Here is a 17,274-nt window from a genome sequence, read left to right on the forward strand (position 1 = left end):
CTTGTTTTAGTAGTTTAAGATGGAAAACGGAAGTCATGAAGGGTTCATGAATCTCGTTTATGCAGGTTAAGTTGGAAAACAATAGCCATGAAAGTTCATGGTATTTAAGGCCGGTGATAATAACATACTAAGACAAGCATTTATGAAGTTTAGTGGAAACTTTATTGATTATCCAATATACTTGTAGGCGATGAAACCAAGAGAGTATTTAGACTAATAATGAAGGGGGAAATTGCCAGTGTCGAAATTGCCTAATTGTCCAAAATGTAATTCAGAATATACATATGAAGATGGAAATCTGTTTATTTGTCCGGAATGTGCCCATGAATGGAATCTGGAATCGGAGGCACAAAATGATGACGTAAAGGTTTATAAAGATGCAAATGGAAATATCCTAAACGATGGGGATACGGTTACGGTCATTAAAGACCTTAAGGTGAAAGGGAGTTCATCTGTTATCAAGGTTGGAACGAAGGTTAAAGGAATCCGTCTTGTGGATGGCGACCATGATATTGATTGCAAAATTGAAGGCTTTGGAGCCATGAAATTAAAATCTGAATTTGTTAAAAAGGTATAAGAAAGACAAGATATTAACATGCTTGTATGTAAGATGTCCTTACCTAAGGGCTCTGAATCGTTGAAGAAAGATAAAAGCTGTTCTGCCTAAAATGAGGCAGAAACAGCTTTTTCTTTTGCAACAAGCTGGATTTATGTGCATAGATTATGGATAAAACCAACTATGCAAAGGGGAATACTCGACATGATTCACCCACATACGGAATTACGCTTTATTAATGATCAGATAGGTTTTGGGGTATTTGCAACTGAATTCATTCCAAAGGGTACAATTACGTGGGCTTTGGATGAGCTGGATCAAATACTGGAGCCAAACGATGTTGAAAATCTAGATCAATACAGAAGGGAGCTCCTAAAGAAATACTCCTATCGTAATCAAGAAGGAAAATATATTCTTTGTTGGGATTTAGGCAGATATGTGAACCATAGTTTTCATGCTAATTGTTTAGGAACAGCTTATGAATTTGAAGTGGCAGTCCGGGACATTCATCCTGGGGAGCAATTAACGGATGATTATGGAACTTTAAATATAGATGAACCCTTTGAGTGTATACCAGAGGATGGAACAGAAAGAAAGGAAGTTTACCCTGATGATCTTCTTTATTTCTCAGAGGAATGGGATCAAAAAGTAATTGAAGCTTTACGAAACCTGCATGAGGTTAATCAGCCACTCATTCATCTCATTCAACCACAATTTATGGAAAAAGTAAAAATTGCATCGTCAGAGCAAATTCTATTGGATTCAATCCAATGCATCTATTATGACCGAAATAAACATAGGTAATGGATTATTAATGATGAAAGCTAAAAAGAGCAGGAGGTAAATTCCTTGCTCTTTCAGCATGTATATTTTTAATAGCAAAAAAAAGCTGTTATTCTACCTTAACCTTAACTTTATCAACCGCATTGTACCCATAGCCTTTTCTATTCCAGAAAGGTATCGATGGCTGAACTCGGTGGTAAGAATCGGTTGCTTTTGAAATAATCACGTATTCACCTTTCTCAGCTGCCTTCCACTGGTATGACCACGCCACCCAGCCATAACCAACAGGATCCCGATTTTCCATTTTCACATTTGTCCACGTTTGCCCATCATCCAAACTAATCTCAACTTTTGAAACAGTGCCTTCACCCGTCCAAGCTATTCCTTTTATTAAATGCTTACCTGTATTTAAAATTTTCATATCCAAAGGCTGCTGAATCGTTGAATTGACATGAAGCGTTGTGACCGGAAAAGCATCCTTGTCATTTTCCTTATGAGGATAATACACATAGTCTATCGATTGGAAAGGACCGGAAAAATGAGAATCAATAATCGATATTTGCTTTATCCATTTGACAGAAGCCATGCCGTACCATTGAGGCACAATTAATCGCAATGGGTAACCATGCTTAAACGGAATGGGCTGATGATTATATTCATAGGCAATTAAAGTATCAGGGTGCAGTGCTTTTTCGAGAGGCAGGCTTCGTGTATACGTATGAATCTGATCGGAATCGGTTCTTTTTCCATAATCGTAGCCTTCTATGACTACTTCCTTAGCCCCTTCTCTAATGCCAGTCTGTTTAAGCAAGACACGCAAAGGAACCCCCTTCCAATAACCTTGGCTTATTCCTCCCTTTTCCCATTGTTCCCCAAATACTTTAGGTTCGAAAAGGCTTCGCTTGTCTCCTGCACATTCGAGTGCAATCTTTACTGTTTTTGCTGGAAGCTGCAGAATGTTTTGCATAGAAAGCAGTGAGGGAGTTGATACGAGTCCATTAATAGGGAGCCAATAGCTTGAATAAGATAATGTCGGATAAGAAAAGTGGTTCCGTCTATAAAAAAATTTGGCTGGCACGATGTCATTTTTAATGAAATGAATCGGTGATTCCTGATTTTCAGGAACTAAGCTATGTGTTTTTAAAAAGGGCTTTACAACAGGATATGGCTGATTTTGCATAATTCCCTCCTGGTAAGAATGGTGATTAATAATGATTATGTTGAATTCATCCTAAGTAGGCATAGTTAACGTGAATAGAAAACTCAATTTATGCTTATTTTTCAAACAGGCTGTAATGGATATAACATCTATCTTTGAAATAAACTTTGATTTATTAGAAGGATCCGCGGGTTTATAAAAAATATGAAGCATACACCCTCCAACATCAGGGATGTATGCTTCTCTATACATCTATTTAACTTTTCTAATTTCAATTTGGAATTCTTTAAGTCTCTGGTACAGGGTTGTACGGGAGATGCTAAGGTGTTTGGCTGTTCTTGTGATATTTCCCTTGTGTTTCATTAATGTTTGAATGTAAAATTGGCGTTCGTGTTCATAGTTTTTTTCCTTTATATCCGTAATGCTCTTTATATTATGGAGGGTATAAGTGTCTTCCTGCTTAAATGCTTGGACATTTTCAGCTATTTCTTGAGGAAGATGCTCTTGTTCAATAATGGATGAGTTCCCTGCTAAGTAATAGGCCCTTTCAATAACGTTGCAAAGCTCTCGTACATTTCCGGGCCAATTGTATTTTTTCATTAGCATCATGGCTTCATTTGAAAATTCCTTCTTATTACCAGTTAGGGCATTGAAATCTTCTAAATAATGATAACTGAAATGGGCGATATCTTCAGGCCTTTTGCGAAGAGGTATTAATTCGATAGTAAAAACATTTAGCCGGTAATACAGGTCACTACGAAATGAGCCATTGAAGGCAATTTCCTGAAAAAGATCCTTATTCGTTGCGGCAATTATTCGAACGTCTAATGGAATAGGCTTGTGACCGCCAACGCGAACGACTTCTTTTTCTTGCAAAACCCTTAATAAGGCTGTTTGCAGCTCAAGAGGCATTTCACCAATTTCATCAAGAAAAAGAGTCCCGCCATTAGCAACCTCAAATTTGCCTGGGCTGCCGCCCTTTTTGGCACCTGTAAAAGCCCCTTCTACATACCCAAACAGTTCAGAATTAATCAGTTCTTTTGAAATTGCACCGCAATTTATCGCTACAAATGGCTTATTCCTCCGTGCACTTTCATTATGGATAGCACGGGCAAACATCTCTTTGCCAGTCCCGCTTTCCCCTAGTAAAAGAGTATTAGCTTGTATTTTCGAAGCAGAGCGTGCCAATTCAATTGTTTTTAAAAATAAATCACTAGAGCCGACTAGATCATAGGTGGTTAAGTTCTTTCTTTCATTAAAGGAAAACCGATACGGATGGCGAGGAAGGGATTTAAAATGAATAAAAATCAACGAATTTTTCTTTTGTACTTTAATCTCGTAGCTTTCTTCGCTATCCTTACGCCTTAAAATACTCTCCTCGCCCTTTTCTCTATCCGCCCTATTCAAAGAAATCTCCTGTAAAACAGTTTGTACTAGGCTTTGTTTATTTCTCCATAGTTCTGCTGCCTTATTGTTTTGAAAATGAATTTGCCCTTCCTTTATGATAAACAAGCCTCCCGGCTGCTGGTCTGTAATTTCACCAAGGGCGTTATTTAGAATATACTGTTTCTCTTGACTTTCAACTAGCTTAGAACTTAGATGGATGATACACCTAATGCTTTCCAGCAGCTGTTCAGTTGATTCAGATGAAGTCTTTGGCATATAAACGCCCAATACACCTTTAAGTTCATCAAATGATCCAATAATAGTGAACCCTGCAACAACATATGTATTGTTTGATTTCATATCCCTTTCATTTGTAACTTCATATGCGGAAGTTTTCACTCTGAAAGCAGCAGCAATTCCACTGTTTTTCAATAGAGTGCTATTTACCGTATCTCCCGGTCGCAAATTTAATAGTGGGGAGGTTGCTGCGGGAAAGCCACCATTAATGATTTCTATCAGCACACCTTCCTCATTAAAATAGGCAAACGGGAAGGGCAGCTTTGAAAGATTCTTTTTGAGTTCAGAAAGAAGGGGCTCGCATTGATTATTTTTAGTCTGGAATTGTTCATTCTTTTTGACAGGGATAATGTCCTTACGGTGTGATGGCAGGGCATCTTCCATTAAGGGAATCGGTTTAATTGGATTATCTGACTCCCATAAAATATGAAATTGACCGGATTCAGTAACCTTTCCAATCCGAGAATTTAGCCATACATGCTGATTGATCGGATCAACCATAATTTTCCCTTGTGGGGCTTCAATGGATAGACCAGACAAGGCACGTCGAATGGCATCAGCTGAGAAGGTATCTACTCTTTTGAGTGCTTCTGAAAGCAGGATCATGCTATTATAGGCACTTTCCATAACAGAACTAATAATATCAGTCCCATAAATTCGCTGGAATTCCATTATGAATTTTCTATTTTCGGCACGATCAATAGTGCTGAAATATGAAAAACTGGAATAAAGTTCAGTTTTTCCTTTAGGATCAATCGCTTTAATTTCGGTTTCTGCTGTCACATTACTAGCAATGGCCTGCTGAAACCCGAGTTTTTCATGCTGCTGGTAATAGCTAATAGTACTGTCGCCAACCAAGGTCGAAAAGATAATATCTGGATTCATCTGTCGGATTTCACTGAAATGCTTATCAAAAACTTGGTTTCCTAGTGCAACGTATTGTTCTCCAAACACAGATCCTCCGTGATATTCAACTAGCTGGCGTACGAATCGGTTTATCTCCCTAGGATAAATATAGTCTGAGCCTAGAAGGTAAAAGGTCTTTCCGACATGGCGGATGAGCCAAGGGATGAATTCCAGCAGCTGTTGATTAGGAGTTGAATTGGAATAAAAGATGTTGGGATGCATTTCTCCGCCTTCATTTATGGTCGGATAGAATAATAAATTATTATGCATTTCCAAAACGGGAATAACACTTTTCCTGCATGCAGCGGTGTAGCAGCCAACAATGGCCGTTACTTGATCGGTAACGATAAGCTTTTCAGCCTTCTGGCGAGTTATATCAGGATCGGAAGCTGCATCCTCAACGATCGGGATAAGTGTTTTTCCATTAATACCGCCGCTTTCATTAATATGTTTAATCGCTAATAAGCATGCTTGATACTGTCCCCGTTCGGTAATACTGGTTGTCCCTGTTAATGAAAAGAGAATTCCCACTTTCAACTCCTGTTTTTCCATTGATATTGGCTCCTTTCTTTTATAAAATTGTTCATTTTTTGTTCAGTACACTAATTTGACAGTTGAACATCCTCTTTACAGATTTGAGTGTACAAATGCTTAACATTTTGTTTGTGAGAAAATTTTTTAAATGAAAAATGTAATTTTTATAAAAGGAAGAAAAGTTGACTATCAAAAGGTTAACAACATCAATGTATTATATTCTTCATTTCATTAAAAAAACCTTTAAGTCTTTTATCTATGAAACTTGGTATGGATTTTGCATTACAAATAGTGAAGGGTGCAAAACAAAGAAAGGAAGTGACTGATTGTTTGGGTTTATTACAAATGTCACCCAAAATTCAAAGTTAATTGACTGACTATTCTAAAATTTATTCAGCTACTTTGGTAGGTCAGAAACATTACATGTTGAAAATTAAGGAGGGTTTATTTTGAATGCACAAGCAAAGAAAGCTTATTTAAGTACAGATAAATACATCCTTGAGAATAACATTAAGCCCCTTATTACAGAGGAGTTAATTGAAGAGCATAGAAAGCAGCCTGTTGGCAGACATAGCTATAATCTGAGCATGGTTCTCAATTTCCTAAGAAGAAATCACGAAATTATCGAAGGAAAAGATCTTATTGTTTGTACAAAGCCACATCAAGAATGGTGTTTAGGGGAGCATCCAGGGAAGCGCGGAGTTCCTTATAAAGTTTTTGAAGATCAATGCTTTGACACACGTGAGAAGGCGGAGCATGCATTATTCCTTAAAAGACTCAAAAAACATGGATTAGTAGATTAATAACTACCAAAAAGGGAGAGGATTCTATTGGCAATTAACGGTTATACAGATCGATTAAGTGTTCAGCCTGGTCAAAATATTAAATTTATGGTAAACAGTGACCAAAAAAAATATAAAACAGAAATTGTCCATCTTGTCCATGGAGATTCCAACCCTGAAGGGCCAGGACTAAAGATTTATAGTGTAGATGCAGATGTGAATAAGGAGTATGATGGCAGAAAGCAGGCCATACATATGGGGTCCTATATCAAATTCGATTCTCAGTCTCATTTTGAAAGCGTTAGCAGTTTTTCGTTGCAAGCAATGATTTTTCCAACAACACCTGATTTAGGCGTGCAAGGAATTCTAACAAAATGGTCCCCTGATCAAAATTCAGGCTATGGCCTTTTTATTGACGAAAAAGGCTGTCTGGCTTTATGGATTGGCGATCAAAACGGGAAAGTTGAGAAGGTTAGCACAAACAAGCCACTTATACAAGGCACATGGTTTTTTGTTGGGGGATCCTTTGATGCAGAAACGGGAAAAATAACTGTTTTCCAAGAAGCTGTTATTACGAAAACAAATGGGAGATTTTCACTTCCATTCGGCATTGATGATATGAATGCTAGTAATGAAGTAGAGACTGTAGTGAAGCCCCATACTTCCAATGATGCTGAATTCATTATCGCTAGTATTTTCCAAAAGGCAGACGGTAAACAAAAGGTTATTTGGCGATTCAATGGAAAAATTGACCGTCCGCGTATAGCGAATGCAGCTTTAACGAAAGAAGAAATGTCTGCATGGATTGAAAATCCTTCTGGAAATCGCGTTGTAGCTGCATGGGACTTTGCAGAGGGGATTACGAAGAAGGGCATCAAGGAGCTTGAAAAGATATATGATAAGGGGCCAAATCAAATCCATGGTGAAGCAGTTAATCACCCTACTCGCGCGATGACTGGATATAACTGGACATCTGAGGAGCAAAACTTTACCCATGCTCCAGAACAATATGGAGCTATTCAATTCCATGATGATGATATGACTGATGCGAAATGGGATGTTGACTTTGAATGGACAGTACCTGACTCGTTAAAAAGCGGTGTATATGCTGCCCATGTGTATGCAGGAGATGATGAGGATTACATTGTATTCTTTGTTAGACCGAAGAAGGGAAAGCCTACTGCGAAAGCAGCTCTAATTATTCCTACTGCCAGCTATTTAGCATACGCCAACAACCGCTTCCAGGATATCCCGCTTGCCCAGCTTATGTTTGGAAGGGCTCCAGTCGTACAGCAGGAGGATATGTATTTAGGGGAGCATGCGGAATTTGGTCTATCCACATATGATCATCATAATGATGGCTCTGGGGTTTGCTTCTCATCAAGCTTGCGGCCAATTTTGAATATGAGACCAAAATACCGTCATAATCTATCTCCTTCCCTATGGCAATTTAATGCGGATTTACACTTAATCGACTGGCTGACTGAAAAAGGCTTTGACTTTGATGTCATTACGGATCAAGACTTGCATTTTGAAGGATATGAGCTGTTAAGCCATTATCAAGTGGCCATTACAGGCTCTCACCCAGAGTACTACTCGGGCCAAATGCTGGATGCTGTAGAGGATTACCAAGCTAATGGGGGCCGCTTCATGTATATGGGCTCAAATGGATTCTATTGGGTTGTTACCTTTGATCCGAAAAATCCAAACCTCATGGAAGTTCGAAAGAATTATGGAAACCAAGGCTGGAAATCTAAACCGGGCGAAATTCATTTAAGTATTACAGGCGAACAGGGCAGTATTTGGAAGCACCGCGGCAGGGCGCCTCAAAAGGTTTGCGGCGTAGGATATATGGCGGAGGGCTTTGAAGTATCCTCTTATTATCTCAGATCAGAAGATAGCTTTGAACCAGGAGTAGAATGGATTTTTGAGGGAATTGGAAAAGACGAAAAAATCGGTGACTTTGGTCTAGTAGGTGGAGGAGCAGCTGGATTAGAATTAGATATTTATGATGAGGAGCTTGGAACTCCTTCACATGCCGTCATTGTGGCTTCATCTGTAGGCCACACAAATGTCTATGTGCCGGTAGCAGAAGAATTGTACTTTAATATTCCAGGCCTAGGCGGGGAAGAGAATCCAAGAGTTAGGGCTGATATGGTTTACTACCCGACCCCAAATGGTGGTGCGGTATTCTCAACAAGCTCTATTGCTTATTGCGGAAGCCTATCACACAATAATTACGATAATAATATTTCTCGTCTAACAGAGAATGTTTTGAATCGTTTCTTATCAGATGAACCGATTCCATTTCCGGATTTGAGCAAGAAGGCTGAAACTGTAAAATAATTGTTTTAATAAGAAAGAGTTATTGTTAGATTAATAGTTTAATGGGTATGGTAAGCTCCGGTCAAAAATTAGAGGAGCTTACCTTTTTGTTGTATAGAATCCCCTTTACTTTACTAATGTTTTAAATTAAAATATCTCCAATTAAATATAATTATCAATACGTTAGTTTATATGTATTAGGCATATAATAAAAAAAACGTTTATAAAGGGGTAATGAGGATGAACAGCTTCCATAAGAAACCAAATATTTATGTTGGAGAAGTGAATTTAAAAGTAAAAGACTTACAAGCCTCAATCAATTTTTATCAAAATTTAATGGGCTTCAATATATTAGAAGAAACTAGTCATAAAGCTGTCCTAACAACTGATGGGAAAACTCCATTAGTCACACTTGAACAGCCTGCAGATGTCGTCCCGAAAACTGGCCGTACGTCAGGTTTATATCATTTTGCCATTCTGCTGCCAACCCGAGCTGATTTATCTGTCTTTTTACGGCATTTGCTTCAGACTGGCTACCGATTTGGAGCGGCCGATCATTATGTGAGTGAAGCTTTGTATCTCAATGATCCAGATGGAAATGGAATCGAAGTATATCGTGACCGCCCGTCTGATGAATGGAATTGGAAGAATGGGTTAGTGGATATGGCAACGGAACAGCTGGATGGGGAAGGAATCTTGGCTGAAAGTAATGCGGAGTGGACTGGTTTGCCTGCTGATACTCTGATGGGGCATATTCACCTGCATGTAGCGGATCTCCATCAGGCAGAGGAATTTTATACGAAGGGCCTTGGTTTTCAGACTGTTAGCTACTACCCGCAAGCTGTCTTTCTATCAACCGGAGGCTACCATCATCATATTGCCATCAATACTTGGCAGGGAGTCGGAGCACCAACCCCTCCGGAAAATAGTGTAGGTTTGAAATGGTACACACTTGTTTTTCCGAATGAGGCAGCTAGAGACAACGTGGTTGCACAGTTGAAGGGAATCGGTGCATCGGTTAAAGAGGAAGAGGATTATTATGTGACAAGTGACCCAGCTGGGAATGGGATACGGTTGGTTGTCTAAGCAGATAAAGCAGGCCTAGAGATGGGGAGCACAACCATCTTAGGCTTGCTTTTCATTTTTTTGAAAAGAATATTGTTTCTTCGTGGTTGGAGAGTTTCCCTCCATTTTTGCCTTTTATCCTCTTTGCAGAGTATGATTAAAATATGTATGAACGTATCCTCAGAAAGGAGCGGTACATGTGGAACTGCATTTAACTCAAAAAATGATCAAAGACATGTGCGGTGCTGTCTCCTTCAAAAGAGGAGACTCTTTTTATCGTGCGGGAAAGATAAAGATAAATAAATACAGTCATAATTGCTGTGAAGCTACAGTTACAGGTACGGAAGACTTCAATGTGACGATTGAAATGAATGAAAGTGGCGGCCTAAAGACCGCATGTAGCTGTCCAAAGCTTGCTTCTGTTAAAAATGATTGCCAGCATATTGCGGCTGTTTTGCTAGCTATGTACGATCGGCAGCGTCAAGGGGCAGAGCCGATGCAGAATGATTTGCTGACGGAGGGGCTGCTTCGGCTTTTCAACGATCAGCCCGTTCGGTCAAGCGGCGAGCAGCTTCATTTTGAAAATAGACAAGTTCTTCCTGCTGAACTCATCTGTAAACCGGTGGATACGGGCAAGGGTTCATGGATGATGGGGGTCGAAATAAAAGTAGGCCCTGTTCATGTCCTGGATATTCGGGGATTTCTGGATAGAATGGGGGCAGGCCAATCCTGCGAGCTTTCTACACTATTCACGTATGATTCGGGGATTCATTGCTTTCAAAAGGAAACAGATGATGTGATTCAGGAGCTCCTTCAAGTAAGGCAAGATGAAAAGGCCTCTCTGTCAAATCAATCGGACGGTGCAAAAAGCGACCACATGGTGATGATTCCGTCTTCTTCTTGGGGACGACTTCTTCCTCTCCTTATTAAGGCTCCACTCGTTAAGCTAATGTATGCCGGAAATACGTTTGAAGGTCTACGGTTGTCAGAAGAGGGGCTTCCGTTACAGTTTGACTTTGAAGAAAGTGAAAGAAAAGGATATCAGTTGCGTATAAGCGGAATGGACCGTTTGATGGTGATGGATTTATACAGGGCAGTCTTATATGATGGGCGAATCATTCAGCTGAAAGAAGAAGACTGCAGGCGTCTAATGGAATTGAAACAAATGCTCGAAACGACCGGAACGAATGAAATTCCGATTTCGAGCAATCAGGTTGATTTTTTTTTGGAAAAAGTGATTCCGGGCTTGAAAAAAGTCGGAAATGTTCGTATATCAGATGCCATTGCTAATCGGCTTGTGAGGGCTCCATTAATCGCGAAGCTTTATTTGGATCGGGTAAAAAATCGTCTGCTCGCTGGGCTTGAGTTTCATTATGAAAATATCGTCATCAACCCGCTAGAGGGACGGGAACCGCCTTTGAGCATCATGCTCATAAGGGACGAGGAAAAGGAAGACGCGATCCTTCAGCTGATGGAGGATAGCTCCTTCGGTAAAACGGATGGCGGTTATTTTTTGCAAAATGAAGAGCTAGAGTTCGAGTTTTTATGCTACACCGTTCCAAAGCTGGAGAAGCTTATGCAGATTTATGCCACAACAGCGGTAAGAAATCGGATTTTCAGAGAAAACGCCCGTCCGCAAATTAGGGTGAGGGTCAAGAAGGAACGCACCAATTGGCTGGAGTTTAAATTTGAAATGGACGGCATACCTGAACAGCAAATCCGGGATATTTTACAAGCTTTGGAGGAAAAAAGAAGGTATTATCGTTTGCGAAACGGATCGTTGCTTTCATTGGAAACACGGGAGTTTGAAGAAATACAACGTTTCCTGCGTGCTGTTCCTGCCCAAGATGAAGATTTAGAAAGCGGGTTGAATGTCCCGATTGTTCAGGGGCTTCGGCTGCTAGATTCGGCAGAGGGGAGCCAAGCCTTTACATTGGAGGAATCGTTTAAGCAGTTTTTAGAAAAGCTTCGCAATCCTGCAAGTTTGGAGGACAAGGTTCCAGAGAAGTTAGAGCCTATTTTGCGGGATTACCAAAAACAAGGCTTTAAGTGGGTGAAAACCCTTGCCGGCTATGGGTTCGGAGGGATTCTTGCAGATGATATGGGACTTGGGAAAACACTGCAGAGCATTGCGTTTATTTTATCAGAGCTCTCGGATATCCGTGAGAAGAGGGAGCCTGTTCTGATCGTATGTCCATCCTCATTAACCTATAACTGGCTTAGCGAATTGATGAAGTTTGCTCCGGAAATAGAAGCTTTGGTGATGGATGGCAGTAAAGCAGAGAGGGTCCAATTGCAAAGGGCTTGCATAGAAATGGATGTCGTTATTACCTCTTACCCCCTGCTGCGCCGAGATATCAAATGGTACGAGAAACAGGCCTTCCATACTGTGTTTTTCGATGAGGCACAGGCCTTTAAAAATCCGATCACGCAAACAGCGAGAGCGGTGAAAAGAATACAGGCGAACCACCGTTTTGCCCTCACCGGGACGCCTATTGAAAATTCGATTGAGGAGCTTTGGTCGATTTTTCACGTTGTCTTTCCAGAATTATTTATGGGATTACAGGAATACAGTCACTTGTCAAAAAAGACGATATCCAGAAGAATTCGTCCATTCTTGCTTCGCAGGCTGAAGGAGGATGTTCTGTCAGAGCTTCCTGAGAAAAATGAAGCGGTGATATCAGTAGAGCTGTTCCCGGATCAGAAGAAATTGTATGCAGCCTATTTGGCGAAGCTTCGTCATGACACGCTTAAACATTTGGACAAGAACACACTCAGGAAAAATCGCATTCGGATTCTTGCAGGATTAACAAGATTAAGACAAATTTGCTGCCATCCAGCCTTGTTCGTAGACGGCTATAAAGGAAGCTCAGCAAAATTTTTGCAGCTCATGCAGCTAATTGAAGAGGCAAGGCTTTCAGGAAGAAGGGTGCTGATTTTCTCCCAATTTACAAAAATGCTTTCGCTTATTGGCAGAGAACTGGTGAAACAAGGTCTGCCTTTCTTCTATTTGGATGGTCAAACTCCATCCGAAGAACGTGTGGATTTATGCAATCAATTCAATGCAGGGGAGCGCCACTTTTTCCTCATTTCCTTGAAAGCGGGCGGCACAGGGCTCAACCTGACTGGTGCTGACACGGTTATTCTATATGATCTTTGGTGGAATCCGGCTGTCGAGGAGCAGGCTGCAGACCGCGCTCATCGCATCGGGCAAACGAAAACGGTGCAGGTCATTAAGCTTATATCCCGCGGGACCATCGAGGAAAAAGTGAATGAACTGCAGGAGAAAAAGCGCCATTTAATAGAAGAGGTCATAGAATCCAAGGAGGGTGTGATGTCTGCTCTTACGGATGAAGATATTAGGGAGATATTGGGGGTTTAAGGGCGACATAGAAACGCTATAAAAAAATTGAGAGACAGATACATACGTTTTGTCTCTCTCTCCTCCTTTAAGAAATTATTTAAATGTAGAAATAGATTCTTCAAGCTTTTCCGCAAATCCCTTTAATAAAAGAGTTGTTTCCTCTAAATTATTTATTTTTTCTATTTCCTCTTTCGATGCACGATCTACTTCTATCGTATCTTCAACCGTTTGTTTTGTAATATTGGCAATACTCTCTAGGGATGCGAACATTTCCTCTGATCCCGCACTTAATTGCTCCGTTACAGCTGAAACCTCATGGATTTCTTCATTTACCTTCTGAGTATTTATCAAAGTTGAAACTTCCTTCTTATTCAAACGTAAATAAGTAAATGCCTGAATATTTAACAATTTTATAACAGTTGGCATAATAGTGTTGTAACGTTCATTTGTAATTAGTATTATAGGGAAATGCAGGATAGGTATTGACCTACAATTGAAATTTCATCATACATAGGGCTTAGTACCCTTTTTTGAAAGCGCTATTAAATTTTTATTAATTTGTACATATGGTCGGAAAAAGGGAGAGAATTTTTCCGAACCAAGTTTCAAAAATCAACAAACATGATTTTTAAAAGAATATTAGATTTAAGAAACGGGAGGGAGAGTATGATGAGCGGAAACTCCATTACGATAGAACAATTGGTTCGGCAGTTTAAATTAGAGATATTAGCTGGAGAGAGTCAATTGGACCGGATCATTACAAAACCGAAAACAGTTCGACCTGGCTTAGAATTTATCGATTTCTTTGAATTTTTACCGATGGAAAATGTTCAGGTTCTCGGGAAGCATGAAGTAAATTATTTAAAGACGTTAGATGATGATGAGAGAAAGCTTCGTGCTGGCAATATTGTTAAATATAATCCCCCATGTATTATCGTGACCTCCCATCAGGAAAAACCGAAGTACTTGGCCCAATTTTGCAACGAGGAGAAGATTCCTTTGCTGCAAACAGAGGAATCCACTTACGAATTTATTGCAAAGCTTGATGCCTTTATGGTTAAAACCCTGGCACCCGAGACTGCTGTTCACGGTGTATGTGTGAACGTTTCGGGGATCGGCATTTTGCTGAGAGGTAAATCAGGCGTTGGAAAAAGCGAGACCGCCCATACGCTAATCGGACGCGGACACCGACTAATCGCCGATGACATCGTTGTGCTGAAAAAACTTAGCCCGCAAACGCTTCTCGGCTCCCATAATGGAATGAATAAGGAATTCCTTGCTCTGCGCAGCATTGGACTATTAAATGTAGTGCGTCTGTATGGAAGGAAGGCTTTCCAAGAGGAAACCCGGATCGCTCTTGATATCGAATTAACGAAGTGGGAAAAGGATGATCTTAATAACGAGCTTGAGCTTGAGTCCAAGTTTACGGAATACATGGGTGTTCAGATCCCTCATATACAAATTCAGCTCCAACCGGGCCGAGATGTGGCTGGATTAATCGAAGCCGCCGCTAATAATTGGTACTTAAAGCAGCAAGGCTACAGCGCAGCGGAAGAATTCATGAAGCGCCTTGAAGGAGAGGGGCCGGAGTCGAGCTGGAAATAAGTATTTAATGAATAGCAGACCCTCTGCCTGTTTGATATAGGGTAGGGGGTCTTTAGGATTATGTTCAGATGAATGGCCGTGCAAAGCGTTCACTATAGAAGTCTCATGGCGCGCGTTTCGAAGTCCCTTCGATAAAAACACTCACTATGAAGTGTTCATGGCACGCGTTTCGGGGACCCTTCGATAAAAACGCTTACTATGAAATATTCATGGACCTTGTTTAGCGTCCCTCACGAAAAATACACTCATCATAAAAATTTCGCACACCTTATTCACTCTAAATTCCTTAGCCTAGCCTTCTTTTGTGAGACATTTCCCTACTCATCAGCTAAACTAAAAAGGTAAAAGTAATTGTAAGGATAGGAGGAGAGGGACTATTCGGACATTAGCACGTTTTGTAACGAAAACATATAAATATATCATTTTGGCATGGATAGTACTGACGGTTGTTATGTCGTTTTTCGCTATCCGGCTTCCAGCTATGCTGCAGGGCGATGGGTTTCGGATGAATGGGGAGCATTCGGAGGTTATGGATATCGCTGCGGATACATTCAATATGCCAGTAGAAACCATGTTCCTCGTTTTCAACGAAGCTAGCGATAAAAAAATCGAGGATATGGTAAAAAAAGTAGAGGAACTTGGTGTTGCTTCTACCATTACCTCGCCTTTAGAAGATCCGACACTCTATAAAGATCAGCTAGCTTATGCGATTCTTCAATTTGATGATAAGGATCTGGATATGACCCAAGTCGTAACAGATATTCGTGAAACAATTGGAGATGAAGAGGGAATTGTGCTGACAGGGGCACCTGCGATTTCCAAGGATATCAATACAGCCAGTCAAAAGGATTTAATGATTGCAGAAGCGATTGGCCTTCCTATTGCAGTGATCGTTCTTCTTTTTGCTTTTGGAACGGTTATTGCTTCAACGATTCCGCTAATTATTGGAATTACAACGATTCTTGTTTCCTTTGGAACGCTGACGATAGTAGGCGGCCATGTGGATTTATCTATTTTTGTCATGAACATCATTCCGATGCTGGGGCTCGCGCTGAGTATTGATTTTGCGCTATTGTTTATTAGCCGGTATCGGGAGGAACGGAAAAAATCAAACTTGTTTGATGCGGTTTCTACAACCATTCGGACAGCTGGGCGATCAGTCATTTTTTCTGCCTTTTGTGTGTTTATCGGTTTAGGCGCTATGCTGTTCATTCGAGTTGAGATTTTTCAAAATATCGCTATAGGCGGGATGATTGTTGTTGCGATGGCGGTACTCACTTCCATCACACTGCTGCCATCCGTATTAATCGCATTAGGGGATAAAATTGATAAGTGGCAGCTGCTAAAAGTAAACCAAAACGGGACGGATCGCTGGCGCCTTTTCGCCAATTCGGTCATAAAGCGTCCTGTTATCATTACGATCATCGCTCTCATATTATTAGGAATTGCTCTTATCCCTGCAAAAGACATGAATTTAACGATTCCGCAAATTGATTCTTTGCCTGAATCGTATGATTCCCGTCAAGCCTATGAGCTGCTGGAGGATGAATTTGGCCTTGGAAAGAAAGCCTCTGCTTTTGTTATAGCCACCCGCGAAAATGGCTGGCAGGATACCGATGGTTTAGAGCAGATGAAGAAATTAGAAGAGGATCTGTTAAAAGACCCGCTAGTTGAAGAGGTCAAAACCATTTATGCTTTGAGTGGGATTCACTTGCCGGAGGAATGGGAACAGGCATGGACGGTGCCCGAAATGAAGGCCAAACTCGAACCGTTAACAGAATCATTCATTAACGATGAAAAGCTGCTCATTCCCGTTACCTTAAATGCTTCTGGAGCCTCGACAAAAGCACAGGATTGGGCCCGGCATTTATCGGAAAAAGAAACAGAATTTGATTTACTCATTGGTGGACAGCCAAAATTTAATCAAGAAATCTTTGATGAAATTTCGAATCAAATTTGGCTCGTTCTCACGGTGATTATCGTTTCGACCTTTTTCATTCTGATGCTTGCATTCCGGTCCATTCTCATTCCGATTAAGGCAATCCTGATGAATATCATTGGATTAGCAGCAACGTTTGGGATCCTTGTTTATATTTTTCAATATGGTCATTTTGGACTGACAGCCGGTACGATTGCCCTCATTATTCCAGTTCTCGTCTTTAGCCTCGTGTTTGGGCTTAGCATGGATTACGAAGTCTTTCTCATATCGAGAATGCAGGAGGAATATGCAAGTTCCTTTGACAATGACAGGGCCACTGTGGAAGGCCTTGCCACAACGAGTAAAATTATTACTTCCGCTGCCTTAATCATGATTGTTTTAACTGGGGCCTTTGCCTTTACGGATGTGATGCCGGTGAAACAGATCGGGGTTGGGATCGCCGTTGCCGTGGCCATTGATGCAACGATTATTCGGCTTTTGCTCGTCCCGAGCTTAATGAAGCTGTTTGGGAAATGGAATTGGTGGCTGCCTTTTCGAAAAGGGAGCTATAAAGCGGGGAATTGGCATTAATAA

11 protein-coding genes are annotated in these 17,274 nt (G+C 40.7%); 8 read left to right on the forward strand and 3 right to left on the reverse strand.

Features of this window, described 5'->3' with window-relative positions:
• The first annotated feature begins 238 nt into the window (after positions 1–238).
• On the forward strand, positions 239–577 hold the full coding sequence (locus V7122_RS04665; RefSeq protein ID WP_066296368.1) for a zinc ribbon domain-containing protein YjdM: 339 nt from the start codon (positions 239–241) through the stop codon (positions 575–577).
• 183 nt (positions 578–760) lie between these two features.
• On the forward strand, positions 761–1,360 hold the full coding sequence (locus V7122_RS04670; protein ID WP_335344820.1) for an SET domain-containing protein: 600 nt from the start codon (positions 761–763) through the stop codon (positions 1,358–1,360).
• Between the two features lie 88 nt (positions 1,361–1,448).
• Here V7122_RS04670 and V7122_RS04675 read toward each other — a convergent pair whose 3' ends face one another.
• A complete protein-coding gene (locus tag V7122_RS04675; protein ID WP_335344819.1) occupies positions 1,449–2,519 on the reverse strand; it encodes a sulfite oxidase in 1,071 nt (356 codons plus the stop codon).
• Between the two features lie 231 nt (positions 2,520–2,750).
• Positions 2,751–5,639: a transporter substrate-binding protein gene (locus V7122_RS04680; protein ID WP_335344818.1), complete on the reverse strand. Its 2,889-nt coding sequence runs from the start codon at positions 5,637–5,639 to the stop codon at positions 2,751–2,753.
• A gap of 431 nt (positions 5,640–6,070) precedes the next feature.
• Between V7122_RS04680 and V7122_RS04685 the strand changes: the two genes are divergently transcribed.
• From V7122_RS04685 to V7122_RS04700, 4 genes are all read left to right on the forward strand, one after another.
• Positions 6,071–6,424 (forward strand): hypothetical protein, encoded by a 354-nt coding sequence (locus V7122_RS04685; RefSeq protein WP_315666659.1) that lies wholly within the window; start codon positions 6,071–6,073, stop codon positions 6,422–6,424.
• 27 nt (positions 6,425–6,451) lie between these two features.
• Positions 6,452–8,749, forward strand: a complete 2,298-nt coding sequence (locus V7122_RS04690; protein ID WP_335525918.1) for a N,N-dimethylformamidase beta subunit family domain-containing protein — start codon at positions 6,452–6,454, stop codon at positions 8,747–8,749.
• 219 nt (positions 8,750–8,968) lie between these two features.
• Positions 8,969–9,814: a VOC family protein gene (locus V7122_RS04695; RefSeq protein WP_335344816.1), complete on the forward strand. Its 846-nt coding sequence runs from the start codon at positions 8,969–8,971 to the stop codon at positions 9,812–9,814.
• A gap of 178 nt (positions 9,815–9,992) precedes the next feature.
• Positions 9,993–13,175 carry a DEAD/DEAH box helicase gene (locus V7122_RS04700; RefSeq protein ID WP_335525919.1) on the forward strand — a complete coding sequence of 1,061 codons (3,183 nt, stop codon included), beginning with the start codon at positions 9,993–9,995 and terminating at the stop codon, positions 13,173–13,175.
• A 75-nt stretch (positions 13,176–13,250) separates the two neighbouring features.
• Here V7122_RS04700 and V7122_RS04705 read toward each other — a convergent pair whose 3' ends face one another.
• Positions 13,251–13,508 (reverse strand): hypothetical protein, encoded by a 258-nt coding sequence (locus V7122_RS04705; RefSeq protein WP_335485062.1) that lies wholly within the window; start codon positions 13,506–13,508, stop codon positions 13,251–13,253.
• Between the two features lie 315 nt (positions 13,509–13,823).
• On the opposite strand from V7122_RS04705, the gene hprK reads away from it, so the two are divergent.
• Both hprK and V7122_RS04715 read left to right on the forward strand, forming a co-directional pair.
• Positions 13,824–14,762: an HPr(Ser) kinase/phosphatase gene (gene hprK, locus V7122_RS04710; protein WP_335525920.1), complete on the forward strand. Its 939-nt coding sequence runs from the start codon at positions 13,824–13,826 to the stop codon at positions 14,760–14,762.
• 376 nt (positions 14,763–15,138) lie between these two features.
• Positions 15,139–17,271, forward strand: a complete 2,133-nt coding sequence (locus tag V7122_RS04715; protein WP_335525974.1) for an MMPL family transporter — start codon at positions 15,139–15,141, stop codon at positions 17,269–17,271.
• The last annotated feature ends 3 nt before the right edge of the window (positions 17,272–17,274 follow it).

The sequence above is a fragment of the Bacillus sp. JJ1532 genome (assembly GCF_036965085.1).
Lineage (GTDB): Bacteria > Bacillota > Bacilli > Bacillales > Cytobacillaceae > Cytobacillus.

Bases quoted from the DNA above. Each gene is read 5' to 3' on its own strand.
- V7122_RS04675 (WP_335344819.1), bottom strand. From the start codon at position 2,519: ATGCAAAATCAGCCATATCCTGTTGTAAAGCCCTTTTTAAAAACACAT.
- V7122_RS04695 (WP_335344816.1), top strand. From the start codon at position 8,969: ATGAACAGCTTCCATAAGAAACCAAATATTTATGTTGGAGAAGTGAAT.
- V7122_RS04670 (WP_335344820.1), top strand. From the start codon at position 761: ATGATTCACCCACATACGGAATTACGCTTTATTAATGATCAGATAGGT.
- V7122_RS04680 (WP_335344818.1), bottom strand. From the start codon at position 5,639: ATGGAAAAACAGGAGTTGAAAGTGGGAATTCTCTTTTCATTAACAGGG.
- hprK (WP_335525920.1), top strand. From the start codon at position 13,824: ATGATGAGCGGAAACTCCATTACGATAGAACAATTGGTTCGGCAGTTT.